This window comes from Alcaligenes aquatilis (genome assembly GCF_003076515.1).
Classification (GTDB): domain Bacteria; phylum Pseudomonadota; class Gammaproteobacteria; order Burkholderiales; family Burkholderiaceae_B; genus Alcaligenes; species Alcaligenes aquatilis.
Genome location: NZ_CP022390.1, coordinates 2,075,268 through 2,100,725, shown reverse-complemented (window position 1 = coordinate 2,100,725; position 25,458 = coordinate 2,075,268). Strand labels below are relative to the sequence as shown.

Genomic DNA, 25,458 nt, shown 5'->3' with positions numbered 1-25,458 from the left:
TTCGATCGGCTTGTTGATCGTGGTGTAGCCTGGCGGTAAAAAAAAACCGGGTTCAAGACCCGGTTTGAGTGAGTAGAGATTCGGTTTAGAGTGCGTCGCTGGCGTAATCGGCCAGACGGGAGCGCTCACCACGTTGCAAGGTAATGTGGCCTGCATGCGGCCAGCCTTTGAATCGGTCTACTACGTAGGTCAGTCCCGAACTGCCCTCGGTCAGGTAGGGCGTGTCGATCTGGGCAATATTGCCCAGGCAGACGATTTTAGTTCCAGGGCCGGCCCGCGTCACCAGTGTTTTCATCTGCTTGGGTGTCAGGTTCTGCGCCTCGTCGATGATCAGGAACTTGTTCATGAAGGTACGGCCACGCATGAAGCTCAGGGATTTGACCTTGATCTTGGAGCGCACCAGTTCCATGGTGGAGTTGCGCGGAGCCTCAGTGCCTTGGGGATTGCTCAGGTTGCCGGAGGACTTGCCGGTGCCCAGGTGCAGGACTTCCAGGTTGTCTTCCAGGGCCCCCATCCAGGGCTGCATTTTCTCTTCTTCAGTACCAGGCAGAAAACCGATGTCATCACCCACGGGCACCGTGGCACGGGTAATGATGATTTCGTTGTAGCGCTTGGTCTCCAGGGTCTGGGTCAACGCACTGGCCAGGGCCAACAGCGTTTTACCCGTACCGGCATGACCGAGCAGGGAGATGAAATCAAAATCCGGGTTCATCAACAGGTTCAGGGCAAAGTTCTGTTCGCGGTTGCGAGCAGTAATACCCCAGACATTGTTTTTGCCGTGGCTGTAGTCGCGCAAGGTCGCCAGTACTGCAGTATTGCCGGCGGTCTCACGTACCTGGGCATACAAGGGATCATCGCCTTCGGTAAACACGAACTGGTTGACCATGAACTGGCTGCATAGCGGCCCGCTGATGCGGTAGAAGGTGGTGCCACCCTGTTGCCAGGACTCCATGTTCTTGCCGTGTTTGGTCCAGAAGTTGTCCGGCAAGGGCATGACACCGTCATACAGCAAGTCGGAGTCATCCAGCACGTGATCGTGGCGGTAGTCTTCGGCCAGCAGGCCCAGGGCCTTGGCTTTCAGGCGCATATTGATGTCTTTGGACACCAGGACCACTTCGCGCTTGGGCATGCTTTGGGTCAGGGCATTGACCACGGCCAAAATCGCGTTGTCAGCCTTGCCCAGCGGCAGTTGGATGGGCAGGCTGGTATCCAGGGCACTGGTCTGGAAGGTAACGGCGCCCAGCGCTTCGGTATTGCCGATGCCATCTAGATTAATGGGTTTGTCCAGACCATGATCGCCCACCAGACCTTCCAGGGATCGGCTAACCTGGCGCGCATTGCGAGCCACTTCTGACAGGCCTTTTTTCTGGTGATCCAGCTCTTCGAGCACCATCATGGGCAAGAAGATGTCGTGCTCTTCAAACTTGAACAGCGAATTGGAGTCGTGCAGCAAAACGTTGGTATCCAGCACAAACAGTTTGCGCTGAGTAGGGGCCAGACGAGTGCGTTTGCCCGACGTGTTGGTCGTGGGCTTGGGCTGCTGGACCGGACTGGCGGCGGCACTTTTGCTGGGAGCTGGCTTGGCGGCGCTGGCGGGAGCTGTTTTGGCCGCCGGGGCTGCCGGCGCTGTTTTGGCAGGCGCCGTCTTTTTTGCGCGTGGCTCAACAGCGGCTTTGCGGGCTGGAGCGTTGGGGCTGGCAGGAGGAGATTCGGGTTCGTCTAGTGGTACGGGTGGATCGGCAAGGATGACACTGTCATCTTTTTCGCTAAGCAGGGTTCCCAGCTTGGTGGGCAACGTTGGTAGCGGCATATAACACGTACTCCTGGTTGTGTGCCGACCCGCAGGCCGGCACGGTAAGGTTTCAGGCGGCTTGCTGGACAGCCTGTAATACAGCTTGGACGTGGCCGGGCACTTTGATGCCACGCCATTCTTGAATCAACACACCTTGGGCGTCGATCAAAAAGGTGCTGCGCTCGATGCCACGTACCTGTTTACCGTACATGTTTTTCATTTTCATGACCCCAAACAGTTCGCACAAGCGCTCGTCGGTGTCGGCAAGCAAAGGAAACGTCAGGGCTTGTTTGTCGATAAAACGTTCGTGCGAGCTGAGCGAGTCGCGCGAGGCGCCAATAATTTGCGCGCCCGCCGCCTGGAACTCGGGCAGAGCGTCGCGGAAATCTTGGGACTCGGTGGTGCAGCCTGGCGTGTTGTCTTTGGGGTAAAAGTACAACACTGTCATTTTACCTTTCAGGTCAGCCGCGCTGAACTCGCCCTGGGTGGAGGGCACGGAAAAGTCGGGGATAGGGGCACCAATTTGTACGGCAGTCATGCTTTTTCCTGTATCAGTAAGGCCGCAACAACTTTGCGGCCTTCAGCCATGAGGATATTGTAGGTTCTGGCAGCGGCCTGGGTATCCATGATTTCCACACCTATGCCCCACTGCAGCATTTCCTGCGTGACAGCGGGGTGCAAAAAGTGCTGGCGCTGGCCAGTGCCAATCAAAATCAATTCGGGGGCATTGTCAGGGCGCGCTGGCGGGGCGTCGTCCAGAAAGGCCATAGGGTCTTGCTGGACCGATTCCAGTCCCGCAATCCGGCGCAGCAGCACGGCTGTCAGCTCGGATGCGCTTTGAATGGCCAGGTCCTGAACCGGACCTTCAGGGCTAAAGAAGATGGAATGATCGTGGTTTTGAAAGTTGATCGCCACGTAGCCCTCTCCGTAGGCGGTGATGGCATTCATGGCTGGATTGTGTTCGCGTTGCAGTTGCACGATGAGTCTCTCCGGTTTTCAGCTTCGATGATAGCGCAAAGCGTCAGCGTCGATGCGGCACCTGATCTGTTTGCAGTGATTCTCAGTAAGTCAATCATGGATTAAACTCTTTGATTCACTTTTACCTTTTGGTCTGGGTCTTCGCTTTTTCTCATTAAGGAATACCATGATTCGCTTTCCGCGCATCGAGCGTTTGCCGCCTTACGTGTTCAATATTACTGGCGAGCTGAAAATGGCCGCCCGCCGTCGTGGCGAGGACATTATTGATATGTCCATGGGGAACCCAGACGGAGCGACACCGGCGCACATCGTGGAAAAGCTGGTCGAGGCGGCTACCCGCCCTGACACTCATGGATATTCTGTCTCCAAAGGCATCCCGCGTCTGCGCCGCGCCGTGACCAATTGGTACGAGCGCCGCTACAATGTGCACTTGGATCCGGATAGTGAAGCGATCGTTACCATCGGTTCCAAAGAAGGCCTGGCCCACTTGATGCTGGCAACGCTGGACAAGGGCGACACTGTGCTGGTGCCCAATCCCAGTTACCCCATTCATATCTATGGTGCCGTTATTGCCGGTGCCAATATTCGTTCGGTGCCCATGATCCCCGGCGTGGATTTTTTCGAGGAAATCGAAAAAGCCGTGCGGGAGTCCATTCCCAAGCCCAAAATGATGATTCTGGGTTTTCCCAGCAATCCGACAGCCCAGTGCGTGGAACTGTCCTTTTTTGAGCGTATTGTGGCGCTGGCACGCGAGCACAATATTCTGGTGGTACATGATCTGGCCTATGCCGACATTACCTTTGACGGCTACGTGGCCCCCTCCATCATGCAAGTGAAAGGCGCGCGCGATGTAGCGGTCGAGTTTTTTACCATGAGCAAAAGCTACAATATGGCTGGCTGGCGTATTGGCTTCATGGTGGGCAATGCGTCACTGGTCAATGCTCTGGCACGTATCAAGAGCTATCACGACTACGGCACCTTCACACCGATTCAGGTGGCCGCCATTGCGGCGCTGGAAGGGCCACAAGATTGTGTCAAGGAGGTGGTGGAGCAATACCGCCGCCGTCGCGACGTATTGGCCAAGGGCCTGCATGAAGCAGGCTGGATGGTCGATGTCCCCAAGGCATCAATGTATATCTGGGCCAAGATTCCCGAGTTCTACAAGGACATCGGTTCGCTGGAGTTTGCCAAGCGCTTACTGAGCGATGCCAAAGTAGCCGTATCCCCCGGCATCGGCTTTGGTGAGTATGGCGACAACTATGTGCGCTTTGCGCTGATCGAAAACGAGCAACGTACCCGTCAGGCGGTACGCGGCATCAAAGAAATGTTCCGTAAGGACGGATTTGTTCAATGAGTCCTATCAAAGTAGGTTTGCTGGGTTTGGGTGTGGTTGGCAGCGGCACCTGGAACGTATTGAAACGCAATGCAGATGAAATCGCTCGCCGCGCTGGTCGCCGTATTGAGGTGGTCGCTATTGCTGTGCGTGACCTGGAAAAGGCACGTGCGCTGGTGGGGGACGACGTAACCCTGACCACAGACGGCATGGACGTGGTGCGCAACCCCGAGATCGATATTGTGGTCGAGCTGGTGGGGGGCGACACCTTGGCACGCGAATGGGTCATGGAAGCCATTGCTCAGGGCAAGCACGTGGTCACCGCTAACAAGGCGCTGTTGGCCAAGCATGGCAACGAGATTTTTGCTGCGGCTCACGAGCGTAGTGTCATGGTGGCGTTTGAAGCTGCGGTGGCTGGCGGTATTCCCATCATCAAGGCGATTCGCGAAGGCCTGACGGCCAACCGTATTCAGTGGCTCGCTGGTATTATCAACGGCACCACCAACTACATCCTGTCCGAAATGCGCAACCGTGGCGTCAGCTTTGCTGAAGCCCTGGCCGATGCCCAGCGTCTGGGTTACGCCGAAGCTGATCCTACTTTCGACATTGAAGGTGTGGATGCGGCGCACAAACTGAGCCTGCTGGCCTCCTTGGCCTTTGGTATTCCAGTGCAATTTAGCAAGGCCTACGTGGAAGGCATTACCAGCCTGGCACTGGAAGACCTGCAACACGCACAACGCCTGGGCTATAACATCAAGCTGCTGGGAATTACCCGTGCCCGCGAAGAAGGTATTGAGCTGCGCGTACACCCCACACTGGTTCCGCTGCAAAGCATGCTGGCCAATGTGCAAGGTGCCATGAACGCGGTGCTGGTGCATGGCGATGCTGTGGGTCAGACTGTGTACTACGGCGCTGGTGCCGGTGCCTTGCCAACCGCGTCGGCGGTGGTGGCCGATCTGGTAGACGTGACCCGTCTGCAAACCGCAGAACCCGAACACCGCGTGCCCTATCTGGCCTTCCAGCACAACGCCATGTCCGATACCCCCATCCTGCCTATGGATGAAGTGGTGTCCTCGTACTACCTGCGTTTGCGTGTGGACGATCGTCCTGGTGTTTTGGCGGATGTGGCTCGTATTCTGGCGCAAGCCTCGATCTCGATCGGTTCCATGTTCCAGGAACCGGCTGGCGAACAGGCCGATATCATCTTCCTGACGCACGAAGCGCGTGAAGGTGCCATCAATGGCGCTATCAGCCAGATTCAGAATCTGCCTTTTGTACAGTCCGCCGTGACCCGTTTGCGCGTGGAGAATCTGTAATGAATTACGTATCCACCCGTGGCGGCATGAAAGCCCAGCCATTTTCGGACATCTTGCTGGAAGGCTTGGCTCCGGATGGTGGCTTGGCCATGCCAGAAAGCTACCCTCAAGTCAGTGCAGAAACGCTGGAATCCTGGCGCGCACTGAGCTACCCCGAACTGGCCGCCAAAGTGCTGGGCTTGTTTGTCACCGATATTCCGGCGGACGAACTGTCCGCCTTGACGGCACGTGCTTACGCACCCGGCGTGTTCGACAGCGAGCAGGTTGTACCGGTCAAGGACCTGGAGCCTGGTTTCTCTTTGTTGGGCTTGTCCCAAGGTCCAACCCTGGCTTTTAAAGACATGGCCATGCAGTTTCTGGGCCAAGTGTTCGAGTACGTACTGACACAACGCAACAGCACCCTGAACATTGTGGGCGCCACGTCTGGCGACACAGGTTCGGCGGCAGAATACGCCTTGCGCGGCAAGCGTGGCGTCAGCGTGTTCATGCTCTCGCCTTACGGTCGCATGAGTGCTTTCCAACGCGCTCAGATGTACTCCTTGCAAGACGACAACATCCACAACCTGTCGGTGAAAGGTGTGTTCGATGATTGCCAGGATATCGTCAAAGCCTTGGCTGGTGATCTGGAGTTCAAGTCCAAATGGCATCTGGGTGCCGTGAACTCCATTAACTGGGCCCGTATTTCCGCTCAGGTGGTGTACTACTTCTGGGGCTGGCTGCGCAGCACGAACCAGGCTGGTCAAAAGGTGTCGTTTGCCGTTCCTTCGGGTAACTTCGGCAATATTCTGTCGGGTCACATTGCTCGTCAGATGGGGCTGCCTATCGCCAAGCTGGTTCTGGCCACCAACGAAAACAACGTGCTGGAAGAGTTCTTCCGCACGGGCATTTATCGCCCGCGTGGTTCCGAGCAAACTTACGCTACGTCCAGCCCGTCCATGGACATTTCCCGCGCCTCCAACTTTGAGCGCTTTGTGTTTGATCTGCTGGGCCGTGATGGCAGCAAGGTCAAGGCATTGTGGGAACAATTGGCCAAAGAAGGCCAGTTCGATCTGAGCGAGCATCTGCCACGCTTCCAGGAAGAGTTCGGCTTTGTGGCCGGTGCCAGTTCGCACCAGGATCGTCTGAACACGATTGCCCAGGTGAATCAGCAGTACCAGACTCTGATCGACCCGCACACGGCGGACGCCGTCAAGGTGGCTCAGAACTTCCGCGAAGAAGGCATCCCCATGCTGGTGCTGGAAACCGCGCTGCCTGCCAAGTTCTCCGAGACGATTGAAGAAGCGATTGGTCAGCCTGCGCCAGTGCCTGAGCACTTGCGTGGTCTGGCAGATTTGCCGCAAAAAGTGGTCGTGATGGATGCCGATGTCGCTCAAGTACGTCGCTACATCGAGGAACACGCCCCCACCTGATGCCAGCTACCTGCGCTGGTTCTTTGCTGGCGCAGCCATAGCGGCTAGGTCGTCGTTTCAAACCCCGATTTTGATCTTCCTGCTGGCCTGACTGATGTTCAGTTTGCTCGGCAGGAAAGCAGAAATCGGGGTTTTCGCGTTTTTGGCCGGTTATGCAGCAACAAGACTGGCAGGGCTGTGGCTTGGCAGCCAACTGAACTTTTTCTATCAGGCCTTCATCAAAAACACGGAATATGCGGGCATGATGTCTATGGCCTTTGGTATAGGCAGATAGGCGGCTCGTCTATCGAACATAGAGAAAGGATAGAAAAACCATGAGTAAAACGACCCACGTTAAATTACGCCCTCTGGAGCGTGAGGATTTGCGCTTTGTGCACTTGCTGGACAATAACGCCAGTGTGATGCGCTACTGGTTTGAAGAACCTTACGAAACCTATGGCGAGCTGGCAGCTCTGTACGATGAGCACATTCACGATCAGCGTGAGCGCCGTTTTGTGGTGGAGTGGGAAGGGCAGCCATCGGGAGTGGTGGAACTGGTGGAAATTGATTATGTACACCGCCGCGCAGAGTTTCAGATCATTATTGCACCGGAGTTTCAGGGTAAGGGAATTGCCTCGCGGGCGACTAAGCTGGCTATCGAGTACGGCTTTGGGGTGCTGAATCTGTACAAAATCGTGCTGATTGTGGACAAGGAAAACCACAAGGCTATCCATATCTATCAGAAGTTTGGTTTCCAGGTGGAAGGCGAACTCAAGCATGAGTTCTTCATCAACGGTCAATATCGGGATGTGGTGCGCATGTGCCTGTTTCAATCGGAGTTTCTGGCTGCTCATAAGCCCGCGCAGACTTTGCTGACACCGTCGGCGCAATAGTGTTTTGCCTCAGTAGCGCTTGTTTTAAGGGTGTCTTAAGCGTGGTCTTCGTCGATGGCCGGGTTTCTTGTCATGACTCTGTTTGATTGCCTTGATGCGAAGTGAGCGTTTGCCGGTTCGTGCAGGATCGCTTTGCAAAGGGCGGATGCCGTAATAGTCAGAGTAGCTGCCAAAGCCGAGCCTAAGGTTCAAGCCAGGCCAGGCTACGCCAAGCAGAGTCAGGTCGGAGCTAGAGCAAAAGCTGGACAAACGGGTAGCAGGAAAGACGGATACTCGGCACATTCTTTTTGGCTGTGACCCGCTCAGACCTGGTGCTTACAGATGTGCTGCTTTCAGACCGCTGCGTACAGCGCCTTCCAATACACCGGGGTAGCCGGTATCGGTCCAGTCTCCTGCCAGACGAATGGCAGCCCAAGGTGTTGCTACTGAAGGACGACGCAGGCCGGGCACAGCTGCAAAAGTGGCCCGCTTTTCGATAATCAGCTCGCTGGCGCGTACGGCTGGCATGGCGTGCAGATGCTGGGTTTGAGCGCGCACCTGCTCGATAATGGCGGCAATAGCCTGCTCACGATCCAGGGCTTGCAAACGTACCGCGTCGCTGATGATGATCCCTACCAACGTTTCGCCGCTGCCTGGTTTCAAGGCGCTGTGATCAAACAGCCATTGCCCACCGCTGCCGCTGCTATCGTCTAGCATTAACATGGAGTGGGGCAGGTTCCAGGCTTGCTCCAGTTCCAGATACAGGGTGGCGATAGGGATATAGCTAAACGCCTCCAGATCCGCCAACAACTGTTCGCTGGCTGGGCTGCTAGGCAGGCTATGCAGCAGGCGAGCAGCTTGTACGGGAGGACAAGCCACGATGGCAGCATCAAATTGCAGGCCATCAATGTGTACGCCCGATTCTGTTAGCTCCAGCCTTTGTACCCGGTGGCCTAGCTGTAGCTGAATATCGCGCAGGGCGGGTTCGCACCAGAGCTGGCTTAAGTCTGTCAGCGGGATCAAGGTTTGGCTGGCTTGTCGGGGACCGCCCAGGCTGTCGCGCAGGACATGGGCAAACAATTGGGCGCAGGCTTGTTCAATCGGGGTGTTCATGGCGGCCACACACAGCGGTTGCCAGAATAAGCGGATGACATGCTTGTCTTGTTGATGCTGCTCCAGAAGCTGCAACACGGTCAGACCGGCTGGGGTGCGCCATTGTTGTTTCATCAGCCAGCGGCACAAGCGCGCCAGCTTGATTTTTTGCGACCAGCTCAGGCCTTGGGCACCCAGTAGGCCAGTCAATACATGGAAGGGGGCGGGCAGGGGGCGATTGCGTAGGCGGAAATGCCCATCGGCCGAGATTACGTCCAGATCCTTGCGTTCCATACGGGAAGCTTCGTCCAGGCCAATTTCCCCCATCAATCCCAGAATGACGGCGTAGGCGCCCAGCATGATGTGCTGGCCGTTATCGGTGTCGCGCCCCAGATTGGGGCTGTGGATACGGCGGGCACGCCCGCCTATATGGCGCGAGGCTTCAAAGACACTGACTTGATGGCCTTGGGTTTTCAGTCGCCAGGCAGCGGCACAGCCCGCCCAGCCCGCCCCGATAACCGCGACTTTCATCGGCCCAGTTTGCGTTGCAAGCTGCGGCCGCCCGATACCCAGGTTTTCCAGGCCAGCCAGAACTTGCGAATGGGCGTCAGCGAAATGCGCTGTTCCAGCACATGCCAGCGATCATTGGCAATTTCCACCAGCAGGGCATGGTAGATGGCTGCCATCAACAGGCCGGGGCGTTGTGCCCGACGGTCAACAGCAGGCAGGGCGCGCATGGCTTGTCGGTACAGGTCCTGAGCACGTTCGGTTTGAAAAGCCATCAAGGCCTCGAAACGCTCCGAGTGCTGCTGGTCCAGAATCTCGTGGGGCGACACCCCAAACTTGTCCAGATCTTCCTGGGGCAAGTAGATGCGACCACGACGGGCGTCATCACCCACATCGCGGATGATATTGGTCAGTTGAAATGCCAGGCCCAGCTTCTGTGCATAGTCGCTGGTCTGTTCTTGGGTTTGACCGAAAATACGCGCCGACAGCAGCCCCACCACGCTGGCGGCGTGCCAACAGTAACGTTCCAGCTCGCTCCAGCTTGGGTAGTGCATCTGGTCCAGATCCATTTCCATGCCGTCGATCACGGCCAGCAACTCGTCCTGTGGCAGACCAAACGCTTCAATATGAGGAGCCAGGGCCTGCATCACCGGGTGATGGGCACGGCCCTCATACAGATCAGCCACCTGTGTGCGCCACCACACCAGCTTCATGCGGGCGACGGACTCTTCGTGAACCTCGTCCACGACATCGTCCACCTCGCGGCAAAACGCGTACAGCGCCGTGATGGCGCGACGGCGCTCAGGCGGCAGAAACAAAAAGGCGTAGTAGAAGCTGGAGCCGCTTTGGGCTGCCTTGTTCTGACAATACTCGTCTGGGCTCATGGACGTTCAGGGTCGGTAAGAGGTACGGCTCAGGCCGCGGGTAATCAGGCGTAGCCAGTCCATACGGGACAGGGTGGGGCGATGGCTAAAGACATCAAACTTTACCGCTTCCAGGCGTTCCAGAATACGCAGGCCGCCCAGTACCATCATTTTCAATTCCAGGCTGATGCGCCCGGACAGGTGGGAGGACAGCAGCAGTCCGGCTTGCAGGCGCTGACGGGCATCGGTCACCAGCAGCTGCATCATTTCCTGCCATCGTGCATCGGCCTCGGGCTGACGCAGCAGTTGCGTGCGGGCCTGGATGTAATCGTCATCCAGATCATATTGGGCCAGCAGGTCTTGCGGGATATAGACACGGTTCTTGTGCCAGTCCAGTGCCACGTCCTGCCAGAAATTAACCAGTTGCAGCCCCGTACAGGTGGAGTCGGCCAGCTCGATCAGCTCTGGGCTGTGAGCTTGATACAGATGCAGCATCAAGCGGCCAACAGGGTTGGCCGAGCGGGTACAGTAATCCAGCACCTGTGCCATATCGCGATAGCGGTGGGTGGTCACGTCCTGGCGGAACGCAGACAGCAGGTCCAAAAAAGGCTTGAGCGGCAATTGGAAGTTGCTGATGCTGCTGGCCAAAGGGACAAAAATTTCGCTGTGCGGGGTATCGGCCAGGACGGGCTGGTGATATTGCAGTTGTTCTATTCCGGCTTCGAACTGCGCCAGCAGTTCCAGGCGCTCGGCAGCGCTTAAATCGCCTTCATCGGCAATGTCGTCGGCGCTGCGGGCAAAACGATAAATATCGGTGACCGGTCGGCGTAGCAGACGAGGTAGCAGCACAGAGGCGACAGGGAAGTTTTCATAGTGCTCGATAGACATAGTCCGCCAGTATACGGCTTTCGTTTCCACTAGGGCTGGTTTAGACTTTCGTATTGCTTCGGGGAGAACCATGCCACGTCCTATCTCGGCCACCATTCATATTGCGTCACTGCGTCACAATCTCGATATGGTTATTCAGAGCCTGAATAACGCTACGGCTCCATCGGGTGTAAAACGGCCTCATATCTGGGCCGTCATGAAGGCCAATGCTTACGGTCATGACATCGAAAATGCGGTGCGGGCTTTCAGTGCCGCCGAAGGCATGGCGATGCTGGATTTAAAAGAGGCCATACGCTGTCGGGCTGCCGGTTGGACCGGCCCTATCATGTTGCTGGAAGGTTTTTTTCAGCCAGAAGATCTGGAGGTGCTGGCCGAGTTCGGTCTGACCACCGTCATCCATTGCCATGAGCAGCTCAAGATGCTGGAGCAGTGGAAAGGCGGGGTAGCCTTGAATGCCATGGTCAAGCTCAATAGCGGCATGAACCGCCTGGGTTTCAGCGTGGACGATTACCCTGCCGCGTTCGAGCGCGCCCAGCGTCTGCAAAAAGCGGGCAAGCTGGGCACGGTTGGGCGCATGACGCACTTTGCGCGCGCCGATGACAATATCGACGCCACGCTGGAGCAGATTCGCTGCTTTAACCGGATTACCGACGGTTTGCCCGGCCCGGTCAGTGTGTGCAATTCTGCCGCGACTTTAAGCCCCGACCTGGGGGCGTACATGCCCTCCGGCCCGGATCACTGGGTACGTCCCGGTATCTGCCTGTACGGCAGTTCCCCCTTTGCAGAGAGCAGTGCCGATGATTTTGGTTTGCAGCCCGGCATGACGCTGGCTGCAGAAATCATCAGTGTGCGCGGCGTCAAGCAGGGCGAGGGCATTGGTTACGGCCATACCTATCTTGCCGAGCGGGCCATGCGCATTGGCGTGGTGGCTTGCGGCTATGCCGATGGTTACCCGCGCCATGCGGGAACCGGCACCCCTATTACCGTCAATGGTGTACGTACCCGTTTGCTTGGCCGTGTCTCCATGGACATGTTGGCAGTAGACCTGACCCCGGTGCCCGCCGCCGGAGTAGGCAGCCAGGCGGTGTTGTTCGGTCAAGGCGGGCCCAGTGTGGATGAAGTTGCCGCAGCAGCGGGAACCCTGGGCTACGAATTGATTTGTGCGGTCGCGCCACGCGTGCCGCGCTTCATCCAGGATTAACACCCATAAGGCATAGCCATGAAGAATAAATGTGTACTCGTTACCGGTGCTACCAAAGGTATCGGCTGGGCAATCAGCCAAAGGCTGGCCGATGCCGGGGCCCACGTGGTGGGTCTGGCCCGTCACACGGAGAATATTGATTTCCCCGGTTATCTGTACTCCTGCGATTTGAGCAATGCAGGCGAAACCGAGGAAATGCTGCGCGTTATCCGCGAAAAATACCCCGTTGATGCGGTGGTGAACAATGTGGGTATGGTCGCGCCCGAGCCCATTGGTCAGGTGGACCTGGGCAACCTCTATCAGGTGTTTGACCTGAATGTGCGTGTGGCGGTGCAAGTGGCCCAGGCGTTCATCCCCTCGATGAAAGCGCGCAAGGAAGGCCGCATCGTCAATATTTGCAGTCGTGTCGTGCACGGCGGTGCCGACCGCACCAGCTATGCCGCGGCCAAAAGTGCCTTGCTGGGTTGTACCCGCACCTGGGCGCTGGAGCTGGCCCCTTACGGCATTACCGTCAATGCGGTCTCTCCTGGTCCGATCGAAACCGAATTGTTCCGTGCCAATCATCCCGTCGGCAGCGAAGCTGAACAACGCAGCCTGTCCTCCATTCCCTTGGGGCGGTTTGGGCAGGCCGCGGAAGTGGCTGCGGCGGTTACTTTTCTGCTCAGCGATGAAGCCGCTTATATCACCGGCCAGAATCTGGGCGTGGATGGCGGTGGCAGTCTGGGCGGACGTTAAGGAATTTCTATGGCCACCAGTACTCGTGCGGCCCGCAAGGCCAAAGTTGTATTTGTTTGCACAGAGTGCGGGGCAGATACACCTAAGTGGGCAGGCAAATGTCCTGCCTGTGGGGCGTGGAACAGCTTGCAGGAAACGGTGGAGACACCGGCGGCGGCCAGTGCTCACCGTTTCGCTTCCCTGGCCGGTTCCAGCCCGGTTCAAAGTCTTTCAGAGGTACAGGCACGGGAATTGCCACGTGTGCCTACCGGCATAGGTGAGTTCGATCGTGTTCTGGGCGGAGGGTTGGTGGAAGGGGGCGTCATCCTGATTGGGGGCGATCCCGGAGTCGGTAAGTCGACGTTGCTGCTACAAGCCATGGCGGCCTTGGCCCAGCAAACCAAAGTGCTGTATGTGACGGGCGAAGAGTCCGCCGAACAGGTCGCCTTGCGTGCTCGCCGTCTAGGTGTGCCTACTGAAGGCGTGGATCTGCTGGCTGAAATTCGTCTGGAATCCATCAGCCAGGCTTTGCAGTCGCATCAACCCAGTGTGGTGGTGATCGACTCGATTCAAACCCTGTATTCCGATCAGCTCAGTGCGGCTCCAGGCTCGGTGTCGCAGGTGCGCGAATGTGCAGCCCAGCTCACCCGCTTGGCCAAGCAAAGCGGCACCTCCATGATTTTTATCGGTCACGTCACTAAAGACGGGACGCTGGCCGGGCCACGAGTGCTGGAGCACATTGTGGATACCGTGCTGTATTTCGAGGGCGACACGCATTCGTCCTTTCGCATGGTGCGGGCATTCAAGAACCGCTTTGGCGCGGTCAATGAGCTGGGTGTGTTCGCCATGACGGAAAAGGGTTTGAAAGGGGTCAGCAATCCGTCGGCCCTGTTCTTGTCGCAGCATTCTCAGTCGGTCGCCGGTTCCTGCGTCATGGCCACTCAGGAAGGCACACGGCCTTTGCTGGTGGAAATTCAGGCCCTGGTGGATACAGCACATGTACCTAATCCGCGCCGCTTGTCTGTGGGCCTGGAAAGCTCCCGTTTGGCCATGTTGCTGGCCGTGATGCACCGCCACGCAGGTGTGGTTACGTACGACCAGGACGTGTTTGTTAATGCCGTGGGGGGTGTCAAGATTACTGAGCCAGCCGCCGACCTGGCTGTGCTGCTGGCTATTCTGTCTTCCCTGAATAACCGTCCCTTGCCACGCGGTTTGGTGGTGTTCGGGGAAATTGGCCTGGCCGGTGAAATTCGTCCGGCCCCGCGCGGTCAGGAGCGTTTGCGCGAAGCGGCCAAGCTGGGTTTCAGCATCGCGCTGATTCCCAAGAGCAATGCCCCGCGCCAGGCGATTGAAGGCTTGGAAATCTGGGCGGTAGATCGGGTCGAGGACGCCGTCGATCGTCTGCGCAACCTGTAATTGCCATGTTAAATCTTGAGTTGATCCTGGCTTGTTTGCTGGGAGGTGCGCTTATTGGCTACGCCGGTGGTGTGCTGGGGATAGGCGGCGGTTTGCTGGCCATTCCGCTGCTGGGCCTGATTCTGGACATGGATCAGCAAACCGCTCAGGGGACGGCTCTGATCATGGTGGTGCCAGCGGTGCTGCTGACCGTGCGTCAGTATCATCGCCGCAATCATATTGATTTCCGCCGGGCTGCTCTGGGGGCGGTTTCTTCCATCATCTTTACCTGGCTGGGGGCGCGTCTGGCCTTGGGTATGGATGCGGTCTTGCTGCGTCGCATTTACTCTGTATTTGTGATGGCCATTGCCCTGTATTATTTCGACCAGAGTTTGGGTTTTTCCCGGCGGCGTCGTCGCAGTGACAAGCCGCGTCCGGACCCGGAGTCGTTTGGCCAGCTGTGGTATATCGCGGTAGGCATGATGGCGGGCTTGGCCGGGGGCGTATTTGGTGTGGGCGGTGCGGTGCTGGTAGTGCCTTTTCTGACCAGCCGCATGGGTTATAGCCAGACCGGTGCGCAAGGCTTGGCGCTGTCCATGATTATTCCCGGTACGCTGGTTGCCTTGGCGACCTATGCTTTTCATGGCCAAGCAACCTGGCAGATCGGGATACCGATGGCGATAGGCAGCCTGATGCTGGTGCCGTTTGGCGTGCGTCTGGCCTATCGCCTGCCTGAGAATCGTCTGAAGTTTATTTTTGCCTGCATGCTGGTACTGATCGTGACCTTGTTGCTGGTTCGTGCCTGAGGAGCTGCTGTGAGCACCCATTCCGAAACTGTCTATGCTTTGCCCGGTGGCGGTGCCTTGTTGGCGCCGGCGTTGGCCAATCAACTGGATCTGGAACCGGCGGCCTTGCAACGCTGGTTCGAGGCGGCCTCCTATGGCGATCAGGCCAGCAAAGTCGGGCAGGGCGGCCGTCAGGCTGCCTGGTTTGTGAATGGCCCTTTTGGTCAGGCCGTATTACGTCATTATCGTCGTGGTGGTCTGGTGGCTCGCTTCAATGATTCCGCCTATCTCTGGCAAGGTGCATCCAATACCCGCAGTTGGCGAGAGTTTCAAGTGATGTCTTATTTGCACAACAAGGGTTTGGCTGTTCCCGAGGTGCTGGCAGGGGCGTGGTGGCGACAGGGTTTTTGGTACCGTGCGGCCCTGATAAGCCGGCGGGTGCCCGATGTGCAGCCTTTGACTTTGTGTCTGGACCGCGCCTGCCCTGAGCTAGTGGCGCGCGAGATTGTCCGCATGCACCAATTCGAGGTTTGGCATGCTGACCTGAACGCCTACAATATTTTGCTGGATGCGAATGACAAAGTCTGGCTGATCGATTTTGACCGTGCACGACAGGGGCCTGTCAGCCCCGCCCAGGCGCTGGGTAATGTGCACCGTCTCAGGCGATCTTTGCTCAAAGTGTGTGGGCCGCGTGGCGATAGGTGGTGGCAGCAGATGTTTTCTGCTTACCGTCACCAAACGCAGCGTTAATTACGACTACGGGCTTTAAAAAAGCTTTATCATCTCGCCTTTTGGGTTTTTCGCTTTCGATAGGAAGGGGACTCGTGATGTCTTTTGGGATGAACACACCACAGGTACTCGCCGGCCTGCTGGCCGCTGCTGCCATCATGCCTGTTGCACAGGCACAAAATCAGGTTGTTAACGTTTATAACTGGGCTGAGTACACGGCCCCCGATACCTTGTCTGGCTTTCAGGAAGCCACAGGCATTACCGTGCGTTATGACGTTTACGATAATAACGACACCTTGCAAGCCAAGTTGTTGACGGGCAAATCAGGGTACGACGTGGTGGTTCCTTCCACGCATTATGCTGCGCGTCAGATCGAAGGTGGTTTGTTCCAGAAGCTGGATAAAAGCCAGATCCCCAATTGGTCCAATCTGGACCCGGACATCATGGCCTTGCTCTCGGATGTGGACCCTGGCAACGAGTATCTGATCCCGTGGGGCTACGGCACCAATGGCTTGGGTTACAACGTCACCAAAGTCAAAGAAATCATGGGTGAACAGGTGGACCTGGGCAACTGGGACATGCTGTTCAAACCGGAAAATGCCGAGAAGCTGAAAGGCTGTGGCATTTCCATCCTGGACGAAGCCGCCCAAGTATTTCCCGCCGTGCTGCACTACATTGGCAAAGACCCCAACAGCAGCAACGAAGCGGACTACCGCGAGGCCTTGGATCTGCTCAAGACCATTCGTCCTTACGTGCGTCAGTTCAGCTCCTCGGGATATATCGACGAACTGGCTGCGGGTGATCTGTGCATGGTCTACGGTTTCTCGGGCGATGTGATGATTTCGGCTGACCGTGCGCGTCAGGCGAAAAAACCGTATGCCATCGACTACTACATTCCGCAAGGTGGGGCACCTATCTGGTTCGACACCATGGCTATTCCCAAGGGCGCGAACAATGTGAAAGAGGCCCACGCCTTTATCAATTACATTGAAACACCAGAGGTTCATGCCGCCATTACCAACACCATGTTCTACCCGAACGCCAATAAAGAGGCGCGCAAGTTCGTGGTCAAGGAAGTGGCCGACAACCCCATGATTTACCCCTCGTCTGAAGTCTCCAAGACCTTATTCGTGATCAAACCTCAGCCATTGAAAGTGCAGCGCCTGCAAACGCGCCTGTGGGCTGAACTCAAGTCTGGACGCTAGGCATCATGCAAGATATCCGTACCGGAACCTCGCCCTGGATGGATGGCGAGGATGCTTTTGTGCGTGTGGACGAAGTCGTCAAGATTTTCGGCGACACGGTGGCCGTCCAGTCGGTAAGTCTGGACGTGGCTCGTCACGAGATTTTTGCGCTGCTGGGCAGTTCGGGCAGTGGCAAGTCCACCTTGCTGCGCATGCTGGCAGGGTTTGAGGAGCCGACTTCCGGTCGGATTTACTTGGACAACGAGGACATTACTGACCTGCCGCCTTATCGGCGGCCAGTCAATATGATGTTCCAGTCTTACGCCCTGTTTCCGCACATGTCGGTCGAGGCCAATGTGGCGTTTGGTCTAAAGCAAGAGGGGGTGCCCCGCAATGAGATCCACGAGCGCGTGTTCGAGGCGCTGGACCTGGTGCAGATGGCGGGCTTTTCGCGCCGCAAACCCAATCAGTTGTCGGGTGGGCAGCAACAGCGTGTAGCCCTGGCGCGTAGCCTGGTCAAACGCCCCAAACTGCTTTTGCTGGATGAGCCCATGTCGGCTCTGGATAAGCAGATTCGTCAGAAAACGCAGATCGAGCTGGTCAAGATTCTGGAGCGCGTGGGGGTGACCTGCATTATGGTCACTCACGATCAGGAAGAGGCCATGACGATGGCCAACCGGCTGGCGGTGATGTCCGACGGGCAGATCATCCAGTCTGGTACGCCTTACGATGTGTACTCCTTTCCGAATTCGCGGTTTGTGGCGGGTTTTATCGGCTCCACCAATTTGTTCACTGGCGTGGTGACGGTGGACGAGCCGGATCATGTTCACATTGAATGTGAGGAGTTGAACAGGCCCTTGTATGTCAGTCACGGGATCAGCGAACCGCTGGGTATGGACGTCTACGTGTCCGTTCGTCCCGAGCAGATCAAGGTGGGCCGCGAATTGCCCTCGGAGGATACCAACTGGGGCCACGGCATTGTGACCCACGTATCCTGGATGGGCAGTTACACCCGCTATCAGATTCGTCTGGATGCCGGCATGTTGATCGAAGCGCAAATGCCTAGCGGCACCTTGGCTCAACCTGATGCTCCGGGTGTGGATGAAGAAGTCTACGTGTCCTGGTCCGACGATAGCGCAACGGTACTGAGCACATGAAGAACCTGTCCTGGCGCAAACTGCTGCCCACCAGTCGCACGCTGGTGGTCGCGCCCACATTCTTGTGGATGATTTTGTTTCTGCTGGTGCCGTTTTTGCTCGTGCTCAAGATCAGTTTTGCCGATCTTGATTTCGGGGTGCCACCGTATACGCCCTTGGCCCAGTTTGCCGAGGAAAGCATTTCCTTTGTCCTGAACCTGCGCGGCTATATCCTGCTGTTCAGCGATAATCTGTATTTGGCGACCTACGTCAGTTCCCTGAAGATGGCCGCTGTCACCACGATCTTTTGTATTTTGATCGGCTACCCGGTGGCCTACTACATTGCGCGCTCTGCACCGGCTGTGCGTAGCCTGCTCTTGCTGGCGGTGATTTTGCCATTCTGGACCTCCATGCTGCTGCGCGTCTATGCCTGGGTAGGCATTTTGCGCGGCGATGGCCTGCTCAATCAGGTCTTGCTGTGGATAGGCATTATTGATGCGCCTTTGGAAATTTACCGCACCGACCTGGCTGTTTATATCGGTTTGATCTACGCCTATCTGCCGTTTTTCATCCTGCCCTTGTATGCGAATCTGGTCAAATTGGATATGCGCATGCTGGAAGCGGCTTATGATCTGGGCGCCCGTCCCTGGTCGGCGTTCTGGCACATCACTTTTCCCATGTCCATGTCCGGCGTGATTGCTGGTGCCATGCTGGTGTTCATCCCGGCAGTGGGCGAGTACGTGATCCCGGAAATGCTGGGTGGTGCCGATACCTTGATGATGGGCCGCGTCATGTGGACCGAGTTCTTCAATAATGCAGACTGGCCCATGGCCGCTGCCGTGACTTGCGTGATGGTCTTGCTGCTGATCATTCCTTTGATCTTTTTCCAGTACAGCCAGATGCGACAAATGCAAACGCAACGGGGAGGCCGCTGATGACCAAGCCTAATCCCTGGTTGCGTGCCCTGGTCCTGACACTGGGCTTCGGTTTTCTATACATACCGATTCTGTTCCTGATTGTCTTTTCATTTAATGAATCGGCCATCATGACGTCTTGGTCGGGCTTTTCTTTGCGCTGGTACGAATCCCTATTTCAGGACAGGGCCTTGCTCAGCGCTGCCAAGCTGTCTTTTCTGATTGCTGTGTTGACGGCCACCATGGCCACGATTTTGGGCACCTGGGCCGCCTATGTGCTGGCTCGTATGGGCCGCTTCAAGGGATTTGCGCTGTATATCGGCTTGGTCAGCGCACCGTTGGTTATCCCGGAAGTCGTGTTGGGCATTTCCTTGCTGCTCATGTTTGTGGAGCTGAACTCCTTGTTTGGCTGGCCGGAACAGAACGGTATTTTCACGATCTGGATCGGGCACGTGGTGCTGTGTACCGCCTATGCCACTGTAATTCTGCAATCGCGCATGCGTGAGCTGGACCGTTCTCAGGAAGAGGCGGCGCTGGATCTGGGGGCGACTCCCTTACGAGCGTTTTTCCAGGTTGTGTTGCCTTCGATCGTGCCGTCCTTGATGGCGGCCTGGTTGCTGGCTTTTACCTTGTCGCTGGACGATGTGGTGATTGCCTCTTTCCTGTCTGGCCCGGGTTTTACCACCTTGCCGGTGGAAGTTTTTTCGCGTGTCCGTCTGGGGCTCAAGCCCGAGATCAACGCCCTGGCAACCCTGCTGATTTTGGTGATCGGTATTTTTGTGATCGTCGCCAATCGCTTGCAGGTACGCCGCGAGCGTCGCGCCTGATTGATAAGGAGTCTTGCCGTGTTCACGATGTATGGTTTGAAAAACTGCAGCACCTGCCAAAAGGCGATGGCCTGGTTTGAGCAAAATGGTCTGTCGTTGACCTTTGTGGATTACCGCGAACATCCCTTGGAAGCGGCCCGTTTGCAACAATGGGCGCAGGAGCTGGGCGGTTGGCCCAAACTGGTCAACCGCGCTTCCATGACCTGGCGTAATCTGCCGGCGGAACGTAAAGAACCGCAGGACGATGCCCAATGGCTGGCCTTGATTGCCGAGTTTCCTGCCCTGGTACGCCGTCCCTTGCTGATTACGCCCGAGGGTGAAGTCAGCGTGGGCTTTAACGAAGGCAAATTTGCTGCTCGTTTTCTCAAGTAAACCAAAGGGGGGCCCAGCCCCCCGATTTTTATATCTGCCATGTACACACAGTCCGAACTCAAACAACAGGTGGCTCAGGCCGCCGTTGAATACGTCCTTCCTTTCCTGACTCCTGATTCGATTCTGGGTGTGGGTACGGGTTCCACGGTTGATCTGTTTATTGATGCCCTGGCGGCGCACAAGCATGCCTTCAAGGCTGCAGCTTCCAGCTCGGAACGCTCGACCGCTCGCCTGCAAAGTCTGGGTATTGACGTGCAAGACTTAAACACCATCGAACGCATGGACTGGTATGTCGATGGTGCTGACGAAATCGACGCTGCCCTGAACATGACCAAAGGTGGTGGTGGCGCACTGACTCGCGAGAAAATTGTGGCGTCAGTCTCGGACAAGTTTTTGTGTATTGTGGACGACTCTAAATTGGTGGATCGGCTGGGTGCGTTTCCCTTGCCGGTGGAAGTCATCCCCATGGCCAAAAATGCGGTCGCCCGTCAGTTGCGTGCTCTGGGCGGTAATCCCGTCGAGCGTGCGGGCTTTGTCACCGATAACGGCGGCCTGATTCTGGACGTGTCCGGCTTGTCCATTGAAGACCCGGCCGCTTTGGAAGCGCGCATCAACAATATGCCCGGTGTGGTATGTTGCGGTCTGTTCGCTATTGCCCCGGCCAGCGTGGCCTTGATTGCCGGTCAACAAGGTGTGCGTACCCTGTCTGGCGACGGTTTCTGAAATTTAATGTCTCTGTCATAATCGGTGCTTAATCTATATACGGATTAAGCGCTGGCGCGAGCCATTTTGCTGTTAAAGAAGGCCACTATGAACGAACATACCAATAAGCAGTTTCACTCCGATCTGGAGGCCACCCGTTCGCTGTTCTTGCAGATGGGCGGTATTGTTGAATCTATGGTTCGCAGTGCGACCGAAGCCCTGCAAACCGGGGATATGTCGCTGGTTGACCAGGTTCGCGAGCGTGAAAAAGAAATCAACCGCCTGGAGGTGGAGATTGACGAGCGCATCACCAACTTGATCGCCCGTAATCAGCCCACCGCCATTGACTTGCGCATGTTGTTGTCCATCTCCAAAATGCTGACCGACATGGAACGCTGTGGGGACGAGGCCGAGCGCATCGCCAAGATGGCGCGCCGTTTGCACGAAGGTACCGCAGGCTATGAGCCGGTGGTCGAACTGCGTCACATGAGCTCCTCGGTGGCTGGCATGATCAACGACGTGCTGGACGCCTTTGCCCGTCAGGATGCCGTGCACGCGGCACAGATTGTACGCAGTGACAAGGAAGTGGATCGTGAGTGGAAGGGTTCGCTGCGTCACATCATCACGTACATGATTGAAGACCCACGTACGATCTCGCACTCTATTGACCTGATCTTTATTGCTCGTGCGCTGGAGCGCATTGGTGACCACGCCAAGAACATGGCTGAACGTGTAATCTACATGGTGCGCGGTGACGATGTGCGTCACACTGGTGTGAAAAATACCGAGCGCACGGCGCGCGGCGAGCCTTTGCCCGAGCCAGAGTCTGAAGACAAAGCCTGATTCTGATCCCGGCCTTCTTGCTTCAAGCCTTGCATGGTTTCATGCAAGGCTTGTTGGTTTTCAGCGCCGTGAAAAGCAGCCGGTTTTTAGCGGGACGGCGATGTTTCAGAAACCAAAGCCGTAGCCCTGGGGAACGTGTCCGGGATAGAACTGGGTACGAACGAGCACCGCATCTTGGACTGTGATCAAAGCGGGTGAGTCCCACCAGGATGGCGTCAGGGTAGGCAGGGCAAGCAGATAGCCTTGTACGCCGTGTGCGCCAGACTGGCGCACCAACTCAAGGTCAGTCTCGTCCTCTACCCCTTCAATCACGACATAGGGGCAGTAATCGGCGCAGACATTGACCAGATTACGCAGCAAGTGGGCCGGTTGTCCGGGGCTGCGTGCCCGCAGCAAAATAGAACGATCAATTTTGATAATGTCGGCGTGGGTCTGGGCCAGAAAGGCCAGCGTACTATTGCCTGAGCCGGTATCGTCCAGCGCAATGCGCACGCCCAGATTCTGCAATTGTGCAATCAGACGCAGCGCGGTGGGTTTGTGGGCAATGGTGCCGGTTTCAGTTACTTCCAGAATCAGGCGCTGGGCGACATCTGGACGGCTGTCCAGATAGCTGAACAAGTCTTGCCACCACAAGTCATCCTGCAAAGAACCAGCGGACAGGTTGGCACCCAGACACAGAGCCGTTTGTGTGCTGAGCAGTTTCACCACGCTGCCCAGGACGCTGCGATCCAGCCGCGAGATCAGTCCCAGTCGCTCCAGGGCGGCAATTGCCTCGGGCAGGGAATAGTCAGTACCGCTGCTGTGGCGAATCAGTGCCTCTTCATAAAAATCTTTGCTCTTGTGGTGCTCACTTAGGTGAAAGAGGGGCTGAAAAGCCAGCACCAACATGCCGGTTTGCAAATCATCCAGCATACGCACTGCCAGGCTCATGTCGTCCCGGTAGGTCTTGGCCCAGACCTTGTGCCAGGCCGCCAGCGTGGCCGGATGGGTGTGAGAGCAGGGGTTGGGTGTTGGAGGGTGGAGCAGATCCGTATCGTACTGCCGGCTGTCATAGTGATAGGCCATCTGTGTATGCAAGTAGATGCGGTGCTCGTCCTGAGTGATGGGATCGCACTCCAGGGCTGCGCCCAGCAATTGGGCCAGTGCGTTGGGGTGGGTGCGCTCAAAGCGGTTCTGCTTACTCAGTTGCTTGAGGGCAATCAGGACAAAATCCCCCTGGATAAGGATCTCGTCTGTATTCAACCCACAATCCAGCAGCCTTTGCTGCACCGTGTCCAATACGAAAGCATGGAACTGTGGCCCATACAAAGCCTTCAGATAGCTCAGATTGACCAGCCACAGGCGCAAATGGGTGGAGTACTGGGCAATCTCGGGGAGGTCTAGGCGGCACATGAACTTCTTTTCCTGTGGGTAAAGCAGTAAGTGGCTGTGCTGTTCAGGTCCGGCGCAAGGCGCCGAGCTTGGTTGCTCAGACATGGACACGTGATGGGCCTGTGTGGCTCGGGCTAGGCGAGCCAGTATTGAATTGGCGCAGGACTGTGCCAAGGCATGGCGGCAGCGTTGGGGAAGGGCATGCTCCCTGCAGCATTATTCCTGTGTTTGTGCTGCGCTCCATGCTTGGCTTGGGTGCTCTGCAAGCACATTAAGGCCAGCCGTGATTTTGTGCTTTAGGGCGATTCATAATTATAGAAAATTTCCATTTCTTTTGATTTTTAACCAGTCTGAAACTGACTTGTCGCGCAGTGTTTCATTTAATTACTGTTATGGGTGGCGTGCGAAAGGGGGATGGTTTGCGTCTTGGGCAGGGAAAGGCAAAGAGACGGGAGCAGAAATAAAGAAACCCCGGAGCACGATGTCATGCTCCGGGGTCGGTCGCCTGTGGTCAGCGAGTGGGGCTGGCCCTAGGCGGAAGGGGCGGTGAAGCCGTCGGCTTCCACATCCTTGTCTTCAAACAGATACTGCTCCATTTGTTCTTTCAAATACGTGCGGGCACGGGCGTCAGCCAGATTCAGGCGGTTCTCGTTCACCAGACGGGTTTGCACATCCATCCAGTTGGCCCAGGCCTGTTTGGAAATTGAGTGCCAGATCTTGGTGCCCAGTTCGCCGGGGTAGGGGGGAAACTCCAGGCCCTCGGCTTCCTGTTTCAGCTTCACACAGTGAATCATGCGTGCCATATGTGTTCCTTTTCAATCAAATGCGTGGATGGGCGTATTGTACTGAGGGGCGCAGGACGGTCAAACCGGCTTACAGCTTTTTAATAAAGACCATGCTGTTGCGCGATCGGTTGTAATGCGACTGTTTGCCTTTAGGCAGATCAGATACGCCACCTTGCACAAACCCACGCTTGATAAACCAGTGAGAGGTGCGCGTGGTCAGCACGAACAGGCGCTTGAAACCGGCTGCACGGGCCTTGGCCTCGGTGTGCCGCAAAAGGATTTCGCCTTCGCCCGAGCCTTGCCATTCGGGGTGCACGATGAGACAGGCCATCTCGGCCATGCTTTCTTGTTCGTAGGGGATCAGGGCAACGCAGCCGTAAATAATGCCGTCATGCTCCAGAACCGTGAACTGCTCTACTTCGCGCTCGATGACAGAACGACCACGGGGCACCAGGGTGCCGTCAATTTCCAGTGGTTCGATCAGTTGCACAATTGCACCCACATCGTCCAGATTGGCCGGGCGCAAATCGTCCAGCGAATCTTCCACCACCATGGTACCCACCCCATCGTGGGTGAAGATCTCCAGCAAAATGCTGCCGTCCTGCTTGTAGGGCACCAGGTGTGCACGGGCAATACCGCGTTTGACTGCTTGCGAGGCATAGCGCAAAAAGGTCGAGCAGTCCTGATCGAGTTTGCCCGAGGCCAGCAGGCCATCGGCATCGGCACGGGCCAGTTCCGAGTCAATATCCAGATTATTGGAGTGACCAATATGTTCCGGTGTCAGGAAAATCAATTTTTCAGCGCGCAGCGCGATGGCCGTGCTGGTTGCCAGATCTTCCATATCCAGGGTAAAGGCCTCCCCGGTTGGAGAAAAACCCAAGGGAGAGAGTAGAATAAGCGCACCTTGATTCAGGATGACGCGCATGGCGTCCACATCAAGTTTGCGCACCGAGCCAGAGTGCTTGAAGTCCAGGCCATCAATGACACCCACAGGACGCGCGGTCACAAAGTTGCCCGAAATAATGCGAATCTGGGCATGTGACATGGGGGTGTTGGGCAAACCCTGACTGAATGCGGCTTCAATATCCAGGCGAATTTCACCGGCGGCCTCTTTGGCGCATTCCAGAGCGACGGCGCTGGTCGGCTCGGTACCACGGCCAAATTGCGTGGTTTCCCCTTTCAGGCGTAGCTGTTCATTGACTTGGGGGCGTGAACCGTGCACCAGCACCAGCTTGATGCCCAGCGCCGACAGCAGCGACAAGTCCGGGATCAGGGTGTAGAGCAATCCATCGTTGATGAGCTCGCCCCCAAAAGCCACCACGAACGTCTTGCCTCGAAAGTCGTGTACATAAGGCGCCACTTCCCTGAACCATCGCACAAATTGTGCCTGGGACTGATCAGGTGTTTCGATGGCGTTGTACGAGTCGGGGATGTCTGTGTTCATTGCGGGGGATCTTTGCGTCCAAATGGT

General features: G+C 56.7%; 26 protein-coding genes. 17 read left to right on the top strand and 9 right to left on the bottom strand.

Annotated elements, in window-relative coordinates:
- Positions 1 to 85: 85 nt before the first annotated feature.
- The 3 genes from CA948_RS09655 to CA948_RS09645 are packed head-to-tail and all read right to left on the bottom strand — an operon-like array spanning position 86 to position 2,770.
- Complete coding sequence (locus tag CA948_RS09655) at positions 86 to 1,810, bottom strand: PhoH family protein (RefSeq protein ID WP_108727898.1); 1,725 nt, start codon at positions 1,808 to 1,810, stop codon at positions 86 to 88.
- Between the two features lie 52 nt (positions 1,811 to 1,862).
- Positions 1,863 to 2,330, bottom strand: a complete 468-nt coding sequence (locus tag CA948_RS09650; protein ID WP_108727897.1) for a peroxiredoxin — start codon at positions 2,328 to 2,330, stop codon at positions 1,863 to 1,865.
- Complete coding sequence (locus CA948_RS09645; protein ID WP_108727896.1) at positions 2,327 to 2,770, bottom strand: Mth938-like domain-containing protein; 444 nt, start codon at positions 2,768 to 2,770, stop codon at positions 2,327 to 2,329. Before CA948_RS09645 ends, CA948_RS09650 begins: the two co-directional genes overlap by 4 nt.
- A 166-nt stretch (positions 2,771 to 2,936) precedes the next feature.
- On the opposite strand from CA948_RS09645, the gene alaC reads away from it, so the two are divergent.
- From alaC to speG, 5 genes are all read left to right on the top strand, one after another.
- Positions 2,937 to 4,124 carry an alanine transaminase gene (gene alaC / locus CA948_RS09640; RefSeq protein ID WP_108727895.1) on the top strand — a complete coding sequence of 396 codons (1,188 nt, stop codon included), beginning with the start codon at positions 2,937 to 2,939 and terminating at the stop codon, positions 4,122 to 4,124.
- Complete coding sequence (locus CA948_RS09635) at positions 4,121 to 5,419, top strand: homoserine dehydrogenase (RefSeq protein ID WP_108727894.1); 1,299 nt, start codon at positions 4,121 to 4,123, stop codon at positions 5,417 to 5,419. The genes alaC and CA948_RS09635 overlap by 4 nt, the downstream gene beginning before the upstream one ends.
- Positions 5,419 to 6,828: a threonine synthase gene (gene thrC / locus CA948_RS09630; RefSeq protein ID WP_108727893.1), complete on the top strand. Its 1,410-nt coding sequence runs from the start codon at positions 5,419 to 5,421 to the stop codon at positions 6,826 to 6,828. The genes CA948_RS09635 and thrC overlap by 1 nt, the downstream gene beginning before the upstream one ends.
- 94 nt (positions 6,829 to 6,922) lie before the next feature.
- The gene (locus CA948_RS09625; RefSeq protein ID WP_094196016.1) at positions 6,923 to 7,102 is read left to right on the top strand and encodes a hypothetical protein; all 180 of its coding nucleotides are present in this window, start codon (positions 6,923 to 6,925) and stop codon (positions 7,100 to 7,102) included.
- 40 nt (positions 7,103 to 7,142) lie between these two features.
- The gene (speG, locus tag CA948_RS09620; protein ID WP_009461630.1) at positions 7,143 to 7,700 is read left to right on the top strand and encodes a spermidine N1-acetyltransferase; all 558 of its coding nucleotides are present in this window, start codon (positions 7,143 to 7,145) and stop codon (positions 7,698 to 7,700) included.
- 315 nt (positions 7,701 to 8,015) lie between these two features.
- On the opposite strand, the gene hpnE is transcribed toward speG, so the two are convergent.
- The 3 genes from hpnE to hpnC are packed head-to-tail and all read right to left on the bottom strand — an operon-like array spanning position 8,016 to position 11,029.
- On the bottom strand, positions 8,016 to 9,302 hold the full coding sequence (gene hpnE / locus CA948_RS09615) for a hydroxysqualene dehydroxylase HpnE (protein ID WP_108727892.1): 1,287 nt from the start codon (positions 9,300 to 9,302) through the stop codon (positions 8,016 to 8,018).
- The gene (gene hpnD / locus CA948_RS09610) at positions 9,299 to 10,162 is read right to left on the bottom strand and encodes a presqualene diphosphate synthase HpnD (protein ID WP_108727891.1); all 864 of its coding nucleotides are present in this window, start codon (positions 10,160 to 10,162) and stop codon (positions 9,299 to 9,301) included. Before hpnD ends, hpnE begins: the two co-directional genes overlap by 4 nt.
- Before the next feature lie 6 nt (positions 10,163 to 10,168).
- Positions 10,169 to 11,029: a squalene synthase HpnC gene (hpnC, locus tag CA948_RS09605; protein ID WP_108727890.1), complete on the bottom strand. Its 861-nt coding sequence runs from the start codon at positions 11,027 to 11,029 to the stop codon at positions 10,169 to 10,171.
- Positions 11,030 to 11,099: 70 nt separating this feature from the next.
- Between hpnC and alr the strand changes: the two genes are divergently transcribed.
- From alr to phoU, 12 genes are all read left to right on the top strand, one after another.
- Positions 11,100 to 12,230: an alanine racemase gene (gene alr / locus CA948_RS09600; RefSeq protein WP_108727889.1), complete on the top strand. Its 1,131-nt coding sequence runs from the start codon at positions 11,100 to 11,102 to the stop codon at positions 12,228 to 12,230.
- Between the two features lie 18 nt (positions 12,231 to 12,248).
- Positions 12,249 to 12,965, top strand: a complete 717-nt coding sequence (locus tag CA948_RS09595) for an SDR family oxidoreductase (RefSeq protein WP_094196022.1) — start codon at positions 12,249 to 12,251, stop codon at positions 12,963 to 12,965.
- 9 nt (positions 12,966 to 12,974) lie between these two features.
- A complete protein-coding gene (gene radA, locus CA948_RS09590; protein WP_094196023.1) occupies positions 12,975 to 14,360 on the top strand; it encodes a DNA repair protein RadA in 1,386 nt (461 codons plus the stop codon).
- 5 nt (positions 14,361 to 14,365) lie between these two features.
- Positions 14,366 to 15,145 (top strand): sulfite exporter TauE/SafE family protein, encoded by a 780-nt coding sequence (locus CA948_RS09585; RefSeq protein WP_108727888.1) that lies wholly within the window; start codon positions 14,366 to 14,368, stop codon positions 15,143 to 15,145.
- A 9-nt stretch (positions 15,146 to 15,154) separates the two neighbouring features.
- Entirely contained in the window at positions 15,155 to 15,874 is a 720-nt protein-coding gene (locus tag CA948_RS09580; protein WP_094196025.1) for a 3-deoxy-D-manno-octulosonic acid kinase, read from the top strand.
- Positions 15,875 to 15,963: 89 nt separating this feature from the next.
- Complete coding sequence (locus tag CA948_RS09575; RefSeq protein ID WP_395014077.1) at positions 15,964 to 17,058, top strand: polyamine ABC transporter substrate-binding protein; 1,095 nt, start codon at positions 15,964 to 15,966, stop codon at positions 17,056 to 17,058.
- A gap of 5 nt (positions 17,059 to 17,063) precedes the next feature.
- Positions 17,064 to 18,194: an ABC transporter ATP-binding protein gene (locus tag CA948_RS09570; RefSeq protein ID WP_094196027.1), complete on the top strand. Its 1,131-nt coding sequence runs from the start codon at positions 17,064 to 17,066 to the stop codon at positions 18,192 to 18,194.
- Positions 18,191 to 19,108 carry an ABC transporter permease subunit gene (locus CA948_RS09565; protein ID WP_108727887.1) on the top strand — a complete coding sequence of 306 codons (918 nt, stop codon included), beginning with the start codon at positions 18,191 to 18,193 and terminating at the stop codon, positions 19,106 to 19,108. The genes CA948_RS09570 and CA948_RS09565 overlap by 4 nt, the downstream gene beginning before the upstream one ends.
- The gene (locus tag CA948_RS09560; RefSeq protein ID WP_094196029.1) at positions 19,108 to 19,914 is read left to right on the top strand and encodes an ABC transporter permease subunit; all 807 of its coding nucleotides are present in this window, start codon (positions 19,108 to 19,110) and stop codon (positions 19,912 to 19,914) included. Before CA948_RS09565 ends, CA948_RS09560 begins: the two co-directional genes overlap by 1 nt.
- A gap of 27 nt (positions 19,915 to 19,941) precedes the next feature.
- The gene (locus CA948_RS09555; RefSeq protein ID WP_094196030.1) at positions 19,942 to 20,286 is read left to right on the top strand and encodes a Spx/MgsR family RNA polymerase-binding regulatory protein; all 345 of its coding nucleotides are present in this window, start codon (positions 19,942 to 19,944) and stop codon (positions 20,284 to 20,286) included.
- A 39-nt stretch (positions 20,287 to 20,325) separates the two neighbouring features.
- Positions 20,326 to 21,009, top strand: coding sequence for a ribose-5-phosphate isomerase RpiA (rpiA, locus tag CA948_RS09550; protein WP_094196031.1), 684 nt, complete (start codon positions 20,326 to 20,328; stop codon positions 21,007 to 21,009).
- 87 nt (positions 21,010 to 21,096) lie between these two features.
- Complete coding sequence (gene phoU, locus CA948_RS09545) at positions 21,097 to 21,831, top strand: phosphate signaling complex protein PhoU (protein WP_009461659.1); 735 nt, start codon at positions 21,097 to 21,099, stop codon at positions 21,829 to 21,831.
- Positions 21,832 to 21,936: 105 nt separating this feature from the next.
- Here the strand turns inward: phoU and CA948_RS09540 are convergent, their stop codons facing one another.
- From CA948_RS09540 to argA, 3 genes are all read right to left on the bottom strand, one after another.
- The gene (locus tag CA948_RS09540; RefSeq protein WP_108727886.1) at positions 21,937 to 23,223 is read right to left on the bottom strand and encodes an EAL domain-containing protein; all 1,287 of its coding nucleotides are present in this window, start codon (positions 23,221 to 23,223) and stop codon (positions 21,937 to 21,939) included.
- A 509-nt stretch (positions 23,224 to 23,732) separates the two neighbouring features.
- A complete protein-coding gene (locus CA948_RS09535; RefSeq protein ID WP_009461661.1) occupies positions 23,733 to 24,005 on the bottom strand; it encodes an oxidative damage protection protein in 273 nt (90 codons plus the stop codon).
- Positions 24,006 to 24,075: 70 nt separating this feature from the next.
- Positions 24,076 to 25,431, bottom strand: a complete 1,356-nt coding sequence (gene argA, locus CA948_RS09530) for an amino-acid N-acetyltransferase (protein ID WP_094196033.1) — start codon at positions 25,429 to 25,431, stop codon at positions 24,076 to 24,078.
- Between the last annotated feature and the right edge of the window lie 27 nt (positions 25,432 to 25,458).